General features: G+C 64.7%; 12 protein-coding genes. 7 read left to right on the forward strand and 5 right to left on the reverse strand.

All coding sequences use genetic code 11. From position 1 onward, the window contains the following. Positions 1 to 100: 100 nt before the first annotated feature. From AB7531_RS10125 to AB7531_RS10135, 3 genes are all read left to right on the forward strand, one after another. On the forward strand, positions 101 to 3751 hold the full coding sequence (locus AB7531_RS10125; protein WP_063981596.1) for an AsmA family protein: 3651 nt from the start codon (positions 101 to 103) through the stop codon (positions 3749 to 3751). A gap of 199 nt (positions 3752 to 3950) precedes the next feature. After that, positions 3951 to 5069: a DUF2336 domain-containing protein gene (locus AB7531_RS10130; RefSeq protein WP_063981597.1), complete on the forward strand. Its 1119-nt coding sequence runs from the start codon at positions 3951 to 3953 to the stop codon at positions 5067 to 5069. A gap of 20 nt (positions 5070 to 5089) precedes the next feature. Continuing rightward, a complete protein-coding gene (locus AB7531_RS10135) occupies positions 5090 to 5323 on the forward strand; it encodes a hypothetical protein (RefSeq protein ID WP_063981598.1) in 234 nt (77 codons plus the stop codon). Between the two features lie 16 nt (positions 5324 to 5339). On the opposite strand, the gene AB7531_RS10140 is transcribed toward AB7531_RS10135, so the two are convergent. Beyond that, positions 5340 to 6665: an MFS transporter gene (locus tag AB7531_RS10140; RefSeq protein WP_063981599.1), complete on the reverse strand. Its 1326-nt coding sequence runs from the start codon at positions 6663 to 6665 to the stop codon at positions 5340 to 5342. Positions 6666 to 6965: 300 nt separating this feature from the next. Continuing rightward, a complete protein-coding gene (locus AB7531_RS10145; protein ID WP_283017497.1) occupies positions 6966 to 7703 on the reverse strand; it encodes a 3-oxoacyl-ACP reductase family protein in 738 nt (245 codons plus the stop codon). 150 nt (positions 7704 to 7853) lie between these two features. On the opposite strand from AB7531_RS10145, the gene AB7531_RS10150 reads away from it, so the two are divergent. The 3 genes from AB7531_RS10150 to AB7531_RS10160 all read left to right on the forward strand — a co-directional run bounded on the left by AB7531_RS10150 (position 7854) and on the right by AB7531_RS10160 (position 9909). Then, complete coding sequence (locus tag AB7531_RS10150; RefSeq protein ID WP_245328564.1) at positions 7854 to 8396, forward strand: TetR/AcrR family transcriptional regulator; 543 nt, start codon at positions 7854 to 7856, stop codon at positions 8394 to 8396. Between the two features lie 193 nt (positions 8397 to 8589). Continuing rightward, positions 8590 to 9018 carry a universal stress protein gene (locus AB7531_RS10155; RefSeq protein WP_063981602.1) on the forward strand — a complete coding sequence of 143 codons (429 nt, stop codon included), beginning with the start codon at positions 8590 to 8592 and terminating at the stop codon, positions 9016 to 9018. Positions 9019 to 9417: 399 nt separating this feature from the next. Continuing rightward, positions 9418 to 9909, forward strand: a complete 492-nt coding sequence (locus AB7531_RS10160; protein ID WP_084794996.1) for a YkgB family protein — start codon at positions 9418 to 9420, stop codon at positions 9907 to 9909. Positions 9910 to 10025: 116 nt separating this feature from the next. On the opposite strand, the gene AB7531_RS10165 is transcribed toward AB7531_RS10160, so the two are convergent. The 3 genes from AB7531_RS10165 to AB7531_RS10175 all read right to left on the reverse strand — a co-directional run bounded on the left by AB7531_RS10165 (position 10026) and on the right by AB7531_RS10175 (position 13804). Next, positions 10026 to 10523, reverse strand: a complete 498-nt coding sequence (locus AB7531_RS10165) for a GNAT family N-acetyltransferase (RefSeq protein ID WP_063981604.1) — start codon at positions 10521 to 10523, stop codon at positions 10026 to 10028. Positions 10524 to 10586: 63 nt separating this feature from the next. Then, positions 10587 to 12293 (reverse strand): ATP-binding protein, encoded by a 1707-nt coding sequence (locus AB7531_RS10170; RefSeq protein ID WP_063981605.1) that lies wholly within the window; start codon positions 12291 to 12293, stop codon positions 10587 to 10589. Continuing rightward, positions 12290 to 13804, reverse strand: a complete 1515-nt coding sequence (locus AB7531_RS10175; RefSeq protein WP_063981606.1) for an ATPase domain-containing protein — start codon at positions 13802 to 13804, stop codon at positions 12290 to 12292. The genes AB7531_RS10170 and AB7531_RS10175 overlap by 4 nt, the downstream gene beginning before the upstream one ends. A 397-nt stretch (positions 13805 to 14201) precedes the next feature. Between AB7531_RS10175 and AB7531_RS10180 the strand changes: the two genes are divergently transcribed. After that, entirely contained in the window at positions 14202 to 14468 is a 267-nt protein-coding gene (locus AB7531_RS10180) for a hypothetical protein (protein ID WP_063981607.1), read from the forward strand. The last annotated feature ends 25 nt before the right edge of the window (positions 14469 to 14493 follow it).

Here is a 14493-nt window from a genome sequence, read left to right on the forward strand (position 1 = left end):
TCGCTGTGACTTCGCCACACTTCCCCTTATATAAGGGGCTGTTCCGGCGCGCCTGAGGCCCTCAGGTTCGGCCCGGGCCGATTTGGCCGAGGGGAGACCCGTGCAGACGACGCTGCTCGGATTGGCGATTGCCTTCATCATTGCGCTGCTGACCGCGCTGATCGGGCCTTACTTCATCGACTGGAACCAGTTCAGGCCCCAGTTCGAGGCGGAGGCGGGCACGATCATGGGCGTGCCGGTGCGGGTGGCGGGCGAGCTGGATGCGCGGCTGCTGCCGGCGCCGACGCTGCGGCTGCGCTCGGTCACCTTCGGCGGCAACAACGATCTCGGCCGCCTGCGCGCCGACAAGCTCGACGTCGAGTTCAGCCTGAGCTCACTGATGCGCGGCGAATGGCGCGCCACCGAGCTGACCGTCAACGGCATGGCCGTGGATCTCGGCCTGGATGCCAAGGGCCGGGTCGATTTGCCGTCCACCGCGAGCGGCACCTTCAACCTGGCCTCGCTTGCGATCGAGCGGCTGAACCTCACCGGCCGCATCGCCCTGCACGATGCCGCCAGCCGCTCGACGCTGGAATTGAACGATATCACCTTTTCCGGCGACGTGCGCTCGCTGGCCGGCTCGGTCCGCGGCGACGGCAGTTTCACCGCCACCGGGGTGCGCTATCCGTTCCGCGTCTCCTCCGGCCCGAGCGCCGACGGCAGCGCCACCCGTCTCCACCTCAACATCGATCCCGGCGAGCGCGCGATCTTGGCCGATCTCGAAGGCGTGCTCGCCTTCGACAACCGCCTGCCGAAATTCGACGGCGCGCTGACGCTCGCTGTGCCCCCGGTCAAGAAGGCGGGCACGGCGGGGCCGACACCCTGGAAGCTCACGGCAAAGCTCAAGGCCGATCCGGCCGGCGCCAAATTCGATCAGATCGACGCGAGCTTCGGCGCCGAGGACAATGCGCTCAAGTTTGGCGGTGTCGGCGATGTCAGGTTCGGCGCCTCGCCGCTACTGCGCGCGGTGCTGTCGGCGCGCCAGGTCGATGCCGACAAGCTGGCGGGCAAGGATGATGCCGAGCCGCAGCGCGTCCTGCCGGCGCTGCGCGCGGGCCTTGCGGCGATCCCGCAGGCGCCGATGCCGGCGCAGATCGAGTTCAACTCCGACCAGATCATGCTGGGCGGGCGTCCGCTCCAGAACATCACGGCGGAGCTTCAGACCGACGGAAGGTCCTGGACTTTCCAGCGGCTCGAGCTGCGCGCGCCCGGCATGACGCAGCTCTCGCTCAACGGCGCAACGCCCGGCGCCGACAGCTTTAGCGGCCGTCTCAGCGTCGAGTCGTCCGACCCCGATACGCTGGTGGCCTGGCTCCAGGGCCGCAGCGAGATCAACCGCCGCAGCACGCGGCCGTTGCGCCTTGCCGGCGACGTGACCATCGCCGCCAACCATCTCGCCGTCGACAGGCTGAAGGCCGAGATCGAGGGCGGCGCGGTGGAGGGCCGCATCGCCTTCGTCCAGACCGGCGCGAGCAAGGGCTCGCGGATCGACGCCGAGCTCAAGGCCGACCGTCTCGACCTCGATGCCGCCGCAAGCTTCGTGCGCGCGCTCGCGGGGCCACAGGGCGAATGGCCGGAGGAAGCCAAGCTTGCGCTCGATGTCGGCCGCGCGATGTCGGCCGGACAGGAGCTGCGGCCGTTCACGGCGAAGCTCGGCTACGGCCCTGCGGCGCTGTCGCTGGAGCAGTTGCGCTTCGGCCAGGCGAGCGGGGTGACCACGGAAGCAAGCGGCAGCTTCGACCGCGTTCATGCCACCGGCAAGCTCGCGCTGAAATCCTCGGCCAATTCGCTGCGTGAGCTCACCGCGCTGCTCGAGCCGATCGCGCCTTCGGTGCGCGCACGGTTCGACGCCATCCCGTCATTGCCCGGTGCGACGCGGCTGAAGCTCGACCTCAGCCTCGACAAGAACGCCGACCATGCCGATCGCAGCGACGCGCGCGCCGTGCTCGATCTCGATGCGCCGCAGCTCAAGGCCACAGCGACGCTGGCCGGGCAGACGCCGGTAGCGGCGGTCAACGGCATCGACATCGACATCGACCGCTTGCGCAACAGCGACTTCACGCTGGACTCGAAAATCTCGACGCCGAAGGCGGGCGCATTGCTGGCGCTGCTCGGCCTCGATCGCGTCGCTGCCGCGGGCGAGGGCCCTTCGCAGTTCGAAGGCCGGTTGAGTGGCGCGTGGCGCCGGCCGTTGCAATTGAACGCAAAGCTCAGTGGCGGCGGACTGGATGCGGATGCGCAAGGCAGCATCGAATTGTCGGACCCCAGTTCGTTCCAGCCGAAGGCCAGCGTGAATTTGCGCGTGCGCAATGCCAATCTGGCGCCGCTGTTCGGGACCAGCCCGGCGGACAAGTCAGTGCAGAGCGTCAACCTGTCCTCGCGCGTCGGCCTCTCCGGCAACCGCCTGACCTTCGACGATCTCGACAGCAGCGCGGCCGGCTCGCATCTGCGCGGGCATCTCGCGGTGACGCTCGATCAGGAGAAGAGCGTCGATGGCGAAATCGGCCTCGACGCGCTCGATCTTGCGCCCGCGTTCGCGATGGCCATCGGCGCCGCCGGACATGATGCCGGCGATCCCCTGAGTGCGGGGCTGCTCGGCGGCTGGCGCGGCCGCATCGCCTTCCAGGCCCTGCGCGGCACCTTGCCTGACGGCATCGAGCTGCGCCCCGTCGGCGGCACGATCCGGAGCGACGGCCAGTCGCTCGCGCTCGACGCGCTCAAGGGCGGTGTCGGCGGTGGTGAGATGTCGGCGAGCTTCGACGCGCGCAATGGCGCCAATGGCGTTGCGCTGAACGCACGTATCGAGCTGCGCAATGTCGATGCGGCGGCGCTGCGCTACCGCGATCTCGCATTGCCCAAGGGACGCGCCTCGGTGCAGATGGCGCTGACCAGCCAGGGCCGCAGCGTTGCGGCGTTGACCGGTGCGCTCGCCGGCAATGGCACGGTGACGCTCGAGGCCGCGGAAATCAGCGGCCTCAATCCGCGCGCCTTCGAGATCGCCATCCGCGCCAGCGACGGCGGCCAGGTTGCCGACGACAACAGGCTGCGGCAGCTCGTCGAGCCTGCGCTGTCGGCCGGTCCGATCGCGGTCGCCTCGGCGCAGATCCCGTTCACGATCCGCGACGGGCGCCTGCGCGTCGGCGCGACACCGCTGGAAGCCAAGAACGCGCGGGCCATCGTCTCCGGCGGCTACGATATTCCCGCCGACCAGGCCGACATCCGCGCCAGCCTGACGCCGATCATGACCGGACTTTCGGGCGCGCCGCCGGAGATCCAGTTGTTCGCGGCGGGTCCCCCCGACAGGCTCAACCGCACCGTCGATCTCGCGCCGCTGTCGTCCTGGCTCGCGGTGCGCACGATCGATCGCGAGACGCGCCGGCTGGACGCGATCGAGCGTGGCGAGCCGCCGCCGGCGACTGCGGCGCTGCCGACGCTGGTCTCGCCCGATCCGGTGCCCGAGCCGTCGCTGACCGACGTGCCGTTGCCCGGCCGCGATCCGCGCCGCGCGCCGCCGAAGCCAAAGGCCGCGCCGACGCCGAAGGCGCCGCAGGCCGCCCCCGCGGTGCCGAGCCCGCCACTCACAAGCCCGCCGCTCGCGAGCCAGCAGATCGCCCCGCTGCCGCCGCCGATCGAGGTGAGGCCGGCGCCAGGCCCGCCGCCCGCAAAACCCAAGCCGAAGCCACCGCTGGTGCTGACGCCGTCGAATCCGTGAACGCGGCAGCCTGTTCGGCAAGCGCTGGCCCTTGCCCGCCGGTAAACCCATTCCCGCGCATTTTAACGAATTTTGCTCGGCAAAACTGATCTGCCGACTTTACTGGATTCTCGCGTTTGATCTCTAGTGTCGGTTCCCAGAGGAATTCGGCGTCCTGCCCGCACAAGCAGGATGGCTAACCAAGAACTGGGGTAACGAGATGAACGGGGCAAAATCGCTTCTGCAGGATCTGGACGACGCGATCGCGCGCGGCACCGACGAGAGCCGGGCGAAGGCGTTGTGGCATGCGACCGACATCCTGATCACCGGCCGCTACAGCGACGACGAGATCAGCATGTTCGGCGAGGTCATCGGACGGCTTGCCGACGAGATCGAGGTCGCCGCGCGGGCGCAGCTCTCGGAACTGATGTCGGCCTGCGACCATGCTCCGCTCAATGTTATCGAAAAGCTCGCCCTCGACGACGAGATCGACGTGGCCGGTCCGGTGCTGCGCGACTCCAGCCGTATCGACGAGAAGATGCTGGTCGAGAGCGCCATGACCAAGGGCCAGGCGCACCTGCTTGCGATCGCCCAGCGCAAGTCGATCGGCGAAGCCGTCACCGACGTGCTGGTCAAGCGCGGCGACCAGGCGGTCGTGACCTCCGTCGCCAAGAACGAGGGCGCGCGCTTCTCCGGTTCGGGCCTGCTGCACATGGTCAGGCGCGCGGAGGGTGACTCGATCCTCGCCGAGCAGCTCGGCCTGCGCAAGGACGTGCCGCGCCACATCTTCCAGCAGCTCATTTCCAAGGCGTCGGAAGACGTCCGCCGCCGCCTCGAGCACGAGCGGCCCGAGATGATGGCGCAGATCCAGAGCTCGGTGACCGACGTCACCGGCGATCTGCAGTCCAAGTTCGGTCCGTCCTCGCGCAGCTATTTCGTCGCCAAGCGCGTGGTGACGACGCAGTACCGCCAGGGCAACCTCAACCAGGACTCGATCTCGAACTATGCGCGCCAGCACCGTTTCGACGAGGTGCAGATCGGCCTGTCGCTGTTGTCGTCGCTTCCGGTCGACGTGATCGAGCGCGCGATGATGGACCGCAATCGCGAGATACTTCTGGTGCTGTGCAAGGCGCTCGACTTCTCGTGGGACACGACCATGTCGCTGCTGTTCCTCGGCGCCAAGGATCATCTGATCACGGCGCGCGAGCTCCATGACAGCGAGCGCGAGTTCGGCAAGCTCAAGATCGAGACGTCGCGCAGCATTCTGAAGTTCTACCAGTCGCGCAAGACCGGCGCGGGTGCCGATACGGGCCGTCAGCCCGAGCTCCAGGTGCACTGAGCCAGAGGGGAGTATTTGCCATGTTGCCTCAATTCGGCACCGCAATTCGCAAGAACAAGAGCCTGCCCGTCGATGCCGGCGGTTCGGCTCCCGAGAAGGCTTCCGTCGACGCCGCCTGGCTCGTGCTTGAAGCCGCCAACGATCTCGGCGATCACGCCGCGATAGCGGCCTGCCGCCGCGTCATCGACGCCGAGCTCAACGGCACGGTTGCCGGCAGCGCGGATATCGATCTCGTGCTCGGCTATTTCAGGTAGCGATGATCACCAGCGTCTAGTGCGCCATCGCGATTTCGCCGGACACTTGCTCGCGCCTTGCATCGATGCGTAGCAGCACGACAACGACTGCGCCCACCAGCGCGCAACCCGCCAGCAACAGAAGACCTGCGGTAAAACTGCCGGTTAAATCCTTCAGATAGCCCATTGCGTAAGGACCGGCGAAACCGGAAAGATTTCCAAGCGAGTTGATCGCGGCGATGCCGGCGGCAGCCGATGCTCCCGTTAGAAAGCTCGCCGGCAGCGGCCAAAACATCGGGGGGACCGCGGAGACGCCGATCTGTGCGAAGCAAAGCAATGCCATGACAAGGACGGAGTTGGAAACGAGACCTGCCACTCCGATGCCCACCGCTGCCATCAACAGTGCCGCGGCGACGTGACCCTTTCGTTCCATGGTCCGATCGGAATGACGACCAAGCAGCACCATGCCCGCGGCCCCGAAAATAAAGGGCAGCGCTGCGAGCAAGCCGGTCTGGGTATCGCTGACGCCAAAACCCTTGATGATGGTCGGCAGGAAGAACGCCACGCCGTAACTTGCAGCATTCAGGCAGAAGTACACCAGAGCGCACAACAAAATGCGGTAATCGGTGAGCGCCTGACCCAATGACAGGTGTTCGACCTTCTCCTTGTTTCGCTTCTCGGTGGCCTGCACGTCTTCCAGCCAGGCAATCTCGTCTTGTTGCAGCCAGCGGGCTTGGCGCGGAAAATCGGTCAGATAGAGCAGGACGCAGATGCCTACCACGACCGACGGCAGCGCCTCGAGAATGAACAGCCACTGCCAGCCTTCCAATCCCCAACCGGTCACGCCGAGCAGAAGTCCGGAGATGGGCGACCCGATGATGGACGAAATCGGGATCGCCAGCATGAACAGGCTGATGACCCGAGCCCGGTAAACCGCCGGGAACCACAGGGTCAGATAGAAGATGATGCCCGGAAAGAATCCCGCCTCGCAGGCGCCGAGCAGCAACCGAAGAGAGTAGAAGACGCCCGTCGTCGGTATTCCCGTTGCTGCCGATATCGATGGGATGAATGCGAAGGCCGCCGAGACGATCCCCCACGTAATCATGATGCGGGCGATCCAGACGCGCGCGCCGACTCGTTCCAGGAAGATGTTGGAGGGGACTTCAAACAGGAAATACCCGACGAAGAACAAGCCCGCGCCCAGTCCGAACGCCGCTTCACTTAAACCCAGCGCCTGGTTCATGTGCAGCTTGGCAAAGCCGACATTGACGCGGTCAAGATAGGCCACGAAATAGCAGACGATCAGGAACGGTATAAGCCGCCACATAACCTTGCCAATGACACGCTTCTCGACGTCTTGCATGGCAAGGCCTCCCGCTTGATCACCGGAACCCGCTCAACATCCGGGCGGCGTTGCGAAACAATGACGGGTGCGAACGATGAGTGCAAACGGCATTTTGACGTTCAAGCCAAAGTGACAGTCGTGCTGTCATGCTCGAAGCTGGACGAGAGACGAAGCACGCGACACGCTCCATCTAACGCTCGGGGGCGGCCGAGGCATCGGCCGCCCGCCATGATGATCGCGAACATCATCTTATTTTGCCATCGCCGTCGTGGCCAGCTTCTCAACCTCCTGTTGGACGAACACGAAGCGCCAGAATGTCTAGGCGTTCGCGCCGCCGTCGACGGTCAAGGTCGAGCCGGTGATGTATTTTGCCTTCGGGCTCGCCAGGAATGCCACGGCATTCGCGATGTCATCCGTCGCACCATACCGGCCCAGTGCCATGAACTGTTTCAGCGTCTCCGCGGTCGGGCCGTGCGCCGGATTCATGTCGGTGTCGATCGAGCCCGGTGCCACGAGGTTGACCGTGACGTCCCTCGGGCCAAGCTCCCGCGCCAGCGCCTTCGTGAATGCGGTTAGCGCCGACTTCGACGCCGCGTACACGCCGAGCGCCGGCGAGGGCACGCGGTCCGCAAAATAGCTGCCGATGGTGATGATGCGGCCGCCCTTGCCAAGGTGCGGCAGCGCCGCCTTGCTCGCGGCGATCGGCGAACGCACGTTGACGTTCAGCATCGCGTCGATGTCGGCGAGCGAGATGTCGTTGAGGCCGCCCAATCGCAGAATGCCGGCATTGTTGACCAGGATGTCGAGCCCGCCCAGCTCCTTGACGGTCTTGTCGACCGAAGCCTGAACGGCAGCGACATCGGCGCTGTCGGCCTGGATCGCTACGGCTTTCCGGCCCGTCGCCTTGATCGCGTCCACGACCTTGGCGGCGATCTCCGCCGACTTCTCGTAAGTAATCGCGACATCGGCGCCTTCCGCGGCGAGCGCCTTCGCGATGGCCGCACCGATACCCCTGCTTGCGCCCGTCACCAGGGCCCGTTTTCCTGCCAGTGTCATGTGATCTCTCCAATTCTGTAATGATCGACACAGAATATGTGGAGTCTTGATTGCCGCGGTCAAGTGAATTATGTGTTGATCATTACAGAAAGACGGGCGATGGCAGGTCGGCCACGGGAATTTGATCGCGACGCGGCGTTGGAGGCCGCCATGCTGCTGTTTTGGCGCAAGGGCTTTGCGGCAGCCTCGATGCACGACCTCTGCGACGCCATGGGCGTCCGCTCGCCCAGCCTCTATGCGGCCTTCGAAAGCAAGGAGGCACTCTACCTTGCCGCGATCGAGCATTACGTCGAGACCCAGGGCCAGCCGGTCTGGGACCGGCTTGCGGAAGGCGCGACCGCGCGCGCCGGCATCGAGAATCTGCTGATCGGGGCGGCCGAGACCCTGCCGAAATCCCGGAGAGCGCCGGCCGGCTGCATGGCCGTGCTGGGCGCCGTCAGCGACGAATGGCCGGCAACGATTGCCCGCGAGATCAAGAAGGCCCGGCTCGATATGCTCGGCAATTTGCGCGGGCGGCTGGAGGCTGCGGTCGCGAGCGGCGAACTGCCTGCCGCAACCGACATCGATGCGCTGAGCCGGTTCTACCTCAGCGTCTTCGAAGGCATGGCGATCCAGGCCAAGGACGACGCGACGCCTGAGGAGTTGAGAGGCGTAGCGAAGGCGGCCATGGCGATGTGGCCGGGCGAGCGGTAGCTCGCGGCCTGTACGATGGGTAGAGCGCAGCGAGACCCATCGTTCCATCCAGGCGTGTTGATGGGTTTCGCTCCGCTCTATCCATCCTACGAGCTGGGCCGAGAGATTGATCTATCTCAAGACCGTATCCGAAACGCGGGCCCAGCTTACATTCGGAAGGCAGCGATACGTCCAGACAGGCGGGAGGTGAAGCATGTACCGGCATATTCTCATTCCGACAGATGGGTCGGAGCTAGCGGAGCACGGCGTGGCGCATGGGTTGGCGCTGGCGAAATCCCTTGGAGCCAAGGTATCTCTAATCTTCGTTGTGGAGCCGTTTTCAGAAATGACAGGGCGGTTCCGTGAAGCAGTCGCAACATATGCCGAGCTGCGCAAGGAACAGGCCACGAGCGCGTTGGATCGCGCGGCAAATGCGGCCAAGGAGGCCGGCGTTTCCTGCGAACCGATTCAAGTGGAGAACGGGCAACCCCATCAAGCCATCATCGCAGCAGCCGAGAATAAAGGTTGCGATCTCATCGTGATGTCATCCCATGGCCGCAGCGGACTCTCCATGCTTCTCATCGGTAGCGTGACAAACAAGGTGCTGGCACAGGCGAAAACTCCCGTACTGATTTGTCCGTGAATGTGCGGATCTGCTGACAGAGTTCTCGCTCGCCGCGAGGACTAGAAAACTCAACGGCCGCATAAACCGCCTTGTCTGCTTTCGTCATCTGCGGGCCTTACCTGCCGGTCAGGCCTTGTCGGCCCGGCACCCGGGTAGCCGGTGACAGTGCACTTAACTCGAAGCCGGGGACCCCGTGCGCATCAATTGAATGCACTGTCATCGCAATTGCGGCGACGGCTAGAGCCTGTCGATCCGAAATGCGCGAGTCTCGACCGTGGCGCGGACACGCGCATTGCACGCAGCTGTGATCGTGGAACCCCGCCGCGGATGTAACGACGGACGCTCCCCTCCGAATAGCCCGTAGCGGACGCTTCGTTCGCCAATAGATGGATGCGCAATCCGGGGAGAAATCGTCGCATGATGGGATTCAACGTCGCGGAGAATGGTGGAGGCTCTTATCGTCCGCTCGCCATTCTGCGCTGGGTCATGGTGGTCATATTCGTATCGTTTGGAATGCAGAAATTCACACTGCAATCCGCACAGGGTATCGCCCAGTTCATCAGCCACAGCCCGTTCATCTCCTGGCTGTCGGTATTCGGCCTGAGGGGAGAGGCCTATGTTCTCGGTGTCGCCGAATTCGTGATCGCGGCGCTGCTCGTGGCCGGCAGCTTCAGTCCGGTCTTGTCGGCGCTGGGTTCGTTCATGGGCATGATGACCTTCGCGATCACGTGGTCGTTCTTCTTCACGACGCCGGGCGTCGTCACATGGAGCCTGTCAACCGATCCGATGGCGTGGAATCTGGCCGGCGAGTTCCTGTTCAAGGACATCGTCCTGCTGTGTGTGTGCGTTGTGCTGTTTCTCGCTTCGTTGCCGCAGTCGGTTGTCCGGCTCCGCACCGGCGGAGCCTAAAGCGGCTTTGCGATAGCCCGTAGGACGGGGAGAGCACAGCGAAACCCATCACGCTTCAACGCGCCCGGAAGCAAGGATGGGTTTCGCTTCGCTCTACCCATCCTGCGAGACGCATCTCACCGCCGAGCGCGGTAAATCACGACATCAGTGCCATGACGCGTCGTACTCTTCTCGAGGATGTAATTGGCCTTCTCCAGCACGCGGCGGGATGCGCCGTTGCTGACATAGACAAGGCCGATGAGAGACGGCAGTTCGTGGTGCGACAGCCCAATGTCCGTCAGCGCGATTGCGACCTCGCTCGCAAATCCGCGGCCCCAGAACTCGCGCTTGAATGCGTAGGCAATCTCGATCTCGTCGATTTCGTCCACGAGGATGTGCCGGATGCCCGCTCGCCCGGCGAAGGCGCCGTCCTTCGTTCGCAGCACCCACAGCCCAAAACCGTGCTGGTCCCAATGCGCCATGTTGGTCGCGAGATAGGTCTTGGTGACCTCGGGTGCACGCACGCCGCCGAGATAGCGGGACACCTCGGCATCGAGATGCAGCGTGACGAGGTCGTCGAGGTGGTCTTCGCGAAGCCTCTCGGCGGTCAATCTGTCGGTGCTGAAGCGGTCCATGGAGACTGATAGCCGCTTTGGCGGCCGGTCGTCGATCGCTTTCGCGATGCGACACCGCACGCGTCAGCAGCGGCTGGACCGCTTGGACTCCATGTCGCGCCCGGGTTCTGCCTTTGCCGCGCTGAGCGCCGCGGCCAGCTCGTCGATATGGTAGGGTTTCGGCAGAATCTGCAGACCCGCCAATTCGGCGTCGTGAACTGCGGCTTCGGAGTATCCGCTGGTCAGAAGCACGGGTATGTCGCTTCGCCTTCTCTTGATCTCCCGCGCCAGCTCGACCCCATTCATGCCACCGGGCATCATGACATCGGAAAAGACGAGGTCGACGGCGCGGCCGTCGGCCAGGGCACCGAGCGCGGCCGCGCCACTCGCCGCGTGCGTGACCTCGTAACCGAGCTGGCCCAGCATCTCGCTCACCAGCGCGGCAACCTCGTCATCGTCTTCGACCAGAAGGATGCGGCCATGATTGCTCTTCTTCGGCCGCACCATGTTGAGATCGATCAGGTGTCGCTCCCTGGAAGGAGTGCTGAGCGATCGCGGCAAATAGAGTTCGATGCTGGAGCCTCGGCCGACTTCCGATCGAATGCGGACCGTCCCCCGCGACTGCGTCGCGAATCCATGGACCTGGGCGAGCCCGAGCCCCGAGCCCTTTCCGACCTCCTTGGTCGTGAAGAATGGTTCGAAAACGCGTGACAGGATCTCCGGACTCATGCCGACACCGGTATCGACGACGGACAGGCGCACATAGTCTCCGGCGATCTGCTCGTCATTCAGATCGGGCAGATTTTCCCCGCGCACGAGAATCGTGCCGCCATTGGGCATGGCGTCGCGGGCGTTGACGGCGAGGTTGAGGATCACGAGTTCGAGCTCGCCGGGATCGACCTCCACCGGCCAGAGCGTGTCCGGAAAATCGAACTCGACATGGACGTCGCCTCTCAGGCTTCGATCGAGCAGTTCGCGCATGCCGCCCATCTGCGAGGCGACGTCGACGGGCTCCGGCCGGAGCGTCTGCCGGCGGGAGAACGCGAGAAGCTGCCTGGTCAGGCTGGCCCCGCGCTGGGCGGCCTGGACCATCCCGTCCATGAGCCGGCGGCGACGGTCCGGATCGGTCTGGCGGTCGAGCATGTCGAGGCCGCCGGAGATCACCATCAGCAGATTGTTGAAGTCGTGCGCCACCCCGCCGGTCAGCTGTCCGATGGCTTCGATCTTCTGGGCTTGCCGAAGCGTCTCCTCGACCCGGGCACGCTCGTCCATCTCGACGCGCAATTGCTCGACGGCTTCCGCAAGGGCCCGCGTGCGCTCGACCACCAGCGTCTCGAGCTCCTGAGCCGCCTGTTCGCGCGCCGCGAACAGAGCCCGGATTTCGTATTGGCGCCGCCGCGCGCGCAGTGCCGATTGAACGGCGCTGGTCAGCGTCATTGGCTGAACCGGCCGCTCGAGCAGCGAGACGTTACGGAGAAGCGCGACAATGCTGCGGCGCCAGGCAAGGACGGCCGGCTGCTCGCGATGGCTGGTCAGGACGACGAAGGGCAGGTCGGACCAGGGCGGTTGGCTCTCGATCCATTGTGCCAGCGGCGAGGTGTCTTTCCCGAACAGAGCTTCCTCGGCAACGAAAACGGCGCCGACGCCGGCTGCCATCTCGCTGACGAGTTCGGGCAGACTGCGGCAGCTGGTCGCTTCCAGGTGCGAACTCCGGAACAGCTCGGCGGAGGCAAGTCCGTCGCGCCCGATCGGAGCAAAGACGAGAACATGGTGATCTCGCTCAACGCTCATTCAACCGACCCTTCGGGCTTAGGTGCCCCGGTATAATGCGGATTGCCGGAAAAGATGCCGCTGAACTCCCTCAGGGGCGGGCCGAGCGTGATGCCGGCGCTGCTAAGCCGAAATTCCCGGATGGTATGCTCGTGTCGGCCGCTGCGCTTCTTGACGACAGACAGAGCGCGCCGCACCGTTCCGCCGACCTCGAAATAGCGCAGCATGACCACGGAATCGCTGAGATAGCTGATGTCGAGAGGCGTATCCATCGGACCGACGAGGCCATGCTGGGCGAGGACCAGGATGGTCAGCACACCCTGCTGCCCCAGGTAGCTCAAGAGTTCGTGCATCTGCAGGATGAGAAATCGCTCGTCGGGCATCGCGGCCAGATAGCCGTTCAGACTGTCGATGATGACGAGACGGGCATTGTCGGCCTCGACGCTCTTTCGCACGTTTGCGGCGAACTCACCCGGCGACAGCTCGGCGGGATCGATCTGCTGAAACCGGACAAGCCCCGAATCGACGTGTTCTTGCAGGTGCAGGCCAAGTGTCCGGGCGCGCGCTTCGACCGTGCCGCGGCCTTCATCGAACGCGAAGAACACCGCGTGCTCGCCACGTTCGGCCGCCGCGATCGCGTAGGTGAGCGCAACCGATGATTTGCCCACGCCGGCGGCGCCGATGAGCAGCGCATTGGTGCCGCGCTCGAGGCCGCCTCCCAGGAGCTGGTCGAGCTCGGCGTTGCCGCTCGGGGTGAAGTCGCCGACGAAGGTCTTGTGATGTTCGGCCGCCACCAGGCGGGGGAATATCTGCAGGCCGCCTCGCTCGATCGTGAAATCGTGAAACCCGCCGCGAAACCGGATGCCGCGCATCTTGATCACGCGGAGCCGGCGCCGCTCGGCGCCGTAATCGATCGCGACCTGTTCGAGCATCACCACGCCGTGCGCAATGGAATGGAGCTGCAAATCGTCCTGAGATGACGAAAGATCGTCGAGCAGGACCACTGTGCAATTGCGGTTGGTGAAAAAATGTTTCAGGGCCAGCACCTGGCGCCTGTAACGAAGCGGGTTCTGGGCAAGCAGGCGCAGTTCGGACAGGCTGTCGAGCACGACGCGGTTGGGATTGACCCGCTCGACTTCCCTGAAGATCAGGCCGGTCGTCTCGCTCAGCTCCATTTCGGCGGGATGAAACACCGTGAGCTCGCGCTCCGGATCGAGCGTCGTCTCCGGCGGAACCAGTTCGAAGATGTCGATGCCGTCCAGCGTCCAGCCGTGCCGCTGCGCCACGACGTCCAGCTCGCGCTTGGTTTCGGACAGCGAAATATAGAGCACGCGCTCTCCGTCCCGCACCCCCCTCAGCAGGAACTGAAGCGCGATGGTGGTCTTGCCCGTGCCGGGCTGCCCCTCGTAGAGATACATCCGGTTGGCGTCGAAGCCGCCACCCAGGATGTCGTCCAGCCCGGCGCTGCCGGTCGATATTCTGGACAGCTCTCGGGGCGCACTGTCCGTAACAGTGCTGGATGGACTGCTCATTGATCCCCTTTGACGCTTCGAGAGAAGGGCGCCACCGCCCCTGCGCGAGTCCCAGGGCTCGCGCCCGGTTAAGCCGAACGGCCTTGGAACGAACTCTCAGATCGGCGCCGGGTTCCCTGCTGATGGGGTGGCGGTCGGCCCTGATCACGACGCCGATCCAGCCCGAAGACGGTACCGCACCGCCACTCGCAGGACGGAGAAGGTCGCGAGCCGGATGTCACTGAAGCCGACGATGCCATCGTGCTCCTGTGTTGCCCGACGGGTCAACCGATCCTCAGTTCGCAGCCCGGCGCGTCAAGCGTTCGCAGTCAAGTCGCTGCTTGATCTGAATCAAACAGGCGGATGACAGCCGCACCATAAGGCGACTCTAGGGACTGGTGACATGTTGGTGTGCGCAATGAGTCCGACCTGGTACGTCACCTTCGAAGTGCAACGGCGAGGCGTTCTGCCGAGACAACGAAGTCCGCGCGAGACGAAGACCTTCGCGACTGAACATGAAGCCAAGCTGTTTGCGCGCGCCAAGCGCGATGAGGGACTTTCCGTCTTTGCAGGCACGATCAACCCGCACCTGCCGAAGCGGGTGATCCCATCCTCCGGCATCGGCGCGTGGCTTGCTGACGAACAGGACGGTGCTGGAGCGCACGGCACTTCAAAGACTGACTAAGCACTCTTCTGTGCACAGCGATGGC

Origin of the sequence: Bradyrhizobium sp. 63_E2_N1_3 (assembly GCF_052076005.1) — a bacterium.
GTDB lineage: Bacteria > Pseudomonadota > Alphaproteobacteria > Rhizobiales > Xanthobacteraceae > Bradyrhizobium > Bradyrhizobium barranii.

Bases quoted from the DNA above. Each gene is read 5' to 3' on its own strand.
- AB7531_RS10130 (WP_063981597.1), top strand. From the start codon at position 3,951: ATGAACGGGGCAAAATCGCTTCTGCAGGATCTGGACGACGCGATCGCG.
- AB7531_RS10135 (WP_063981598.1), top strand. From the start codon at position 5,090: ATGTTGCCTCAATTCGGCACCGCAATTCGCAAGAACAAGAGCCTGCCC.
- AB7531_RS10140 (WP_063981599.1), bottom strand. From the start codon at position 6,665: ATGCAAGACGTCGAGAAGCGTGTCATTGGCAAGGTTATGTGGCGGCTT.
- AB7531_RS10145 (WP_283017497.1), bottom strand. From the start codon at position 7,703: ATGACACTGGCAGGAAAACGGGCCCTGGTGACGGGCGCAAGCAGGGGT.
- AB7531_RS10150 (WP_245328564.1), top strand. From the start codon at position 7,854: ATGCTGCTGTTTTGGCGCAAGGGCTTTGCGGCAGCCTCGATGCACGAC.
- AB7531_RS10155 (WP_063981602.1), top strand. From the start codon at position 8,590: ATGTACCGGCATATTCTCATTCCGACAGATGGGTCGGAGCTAGCGGAG.
- AB7531_RS10160 (WP_084794996.1), top strand. From the start codon at position 9,418: ATGATGGGATTCAACGTCGCGGAGAATGGTGGAGGCTCTTATCGTCCG.
- AB7531_RS10165 (WP_063981604.1), bottom strand. From the start codon at position 10,523: ATGGACCGCTTCAGCACCGACAGATTGACCGCCGAGAGGCTTCGCGAA.
- AB7531_RS10170 (WP_063981605.1), bottom strand. From the start codon at position 12,293: ATGAGCGTTGAGCGAGATCACCATGTTCTCGTCTTTGCTCCGATCGGG.
- AB7531_RS10175 (WP_063981606.1), bottom strand. From the start codon at position 13,804: ATGAGCAGTCCATCCAGCACTGTTACGGACAGTGCGCCCCGAGAGCTG.
- AB7531_RS10180 (WP_063981607.1), top strand. From the start codon at position 14,202: ATGAGTCCGACCTGGTACGTCACCTTCGAAGTGCAACGGCGAGGCGTT.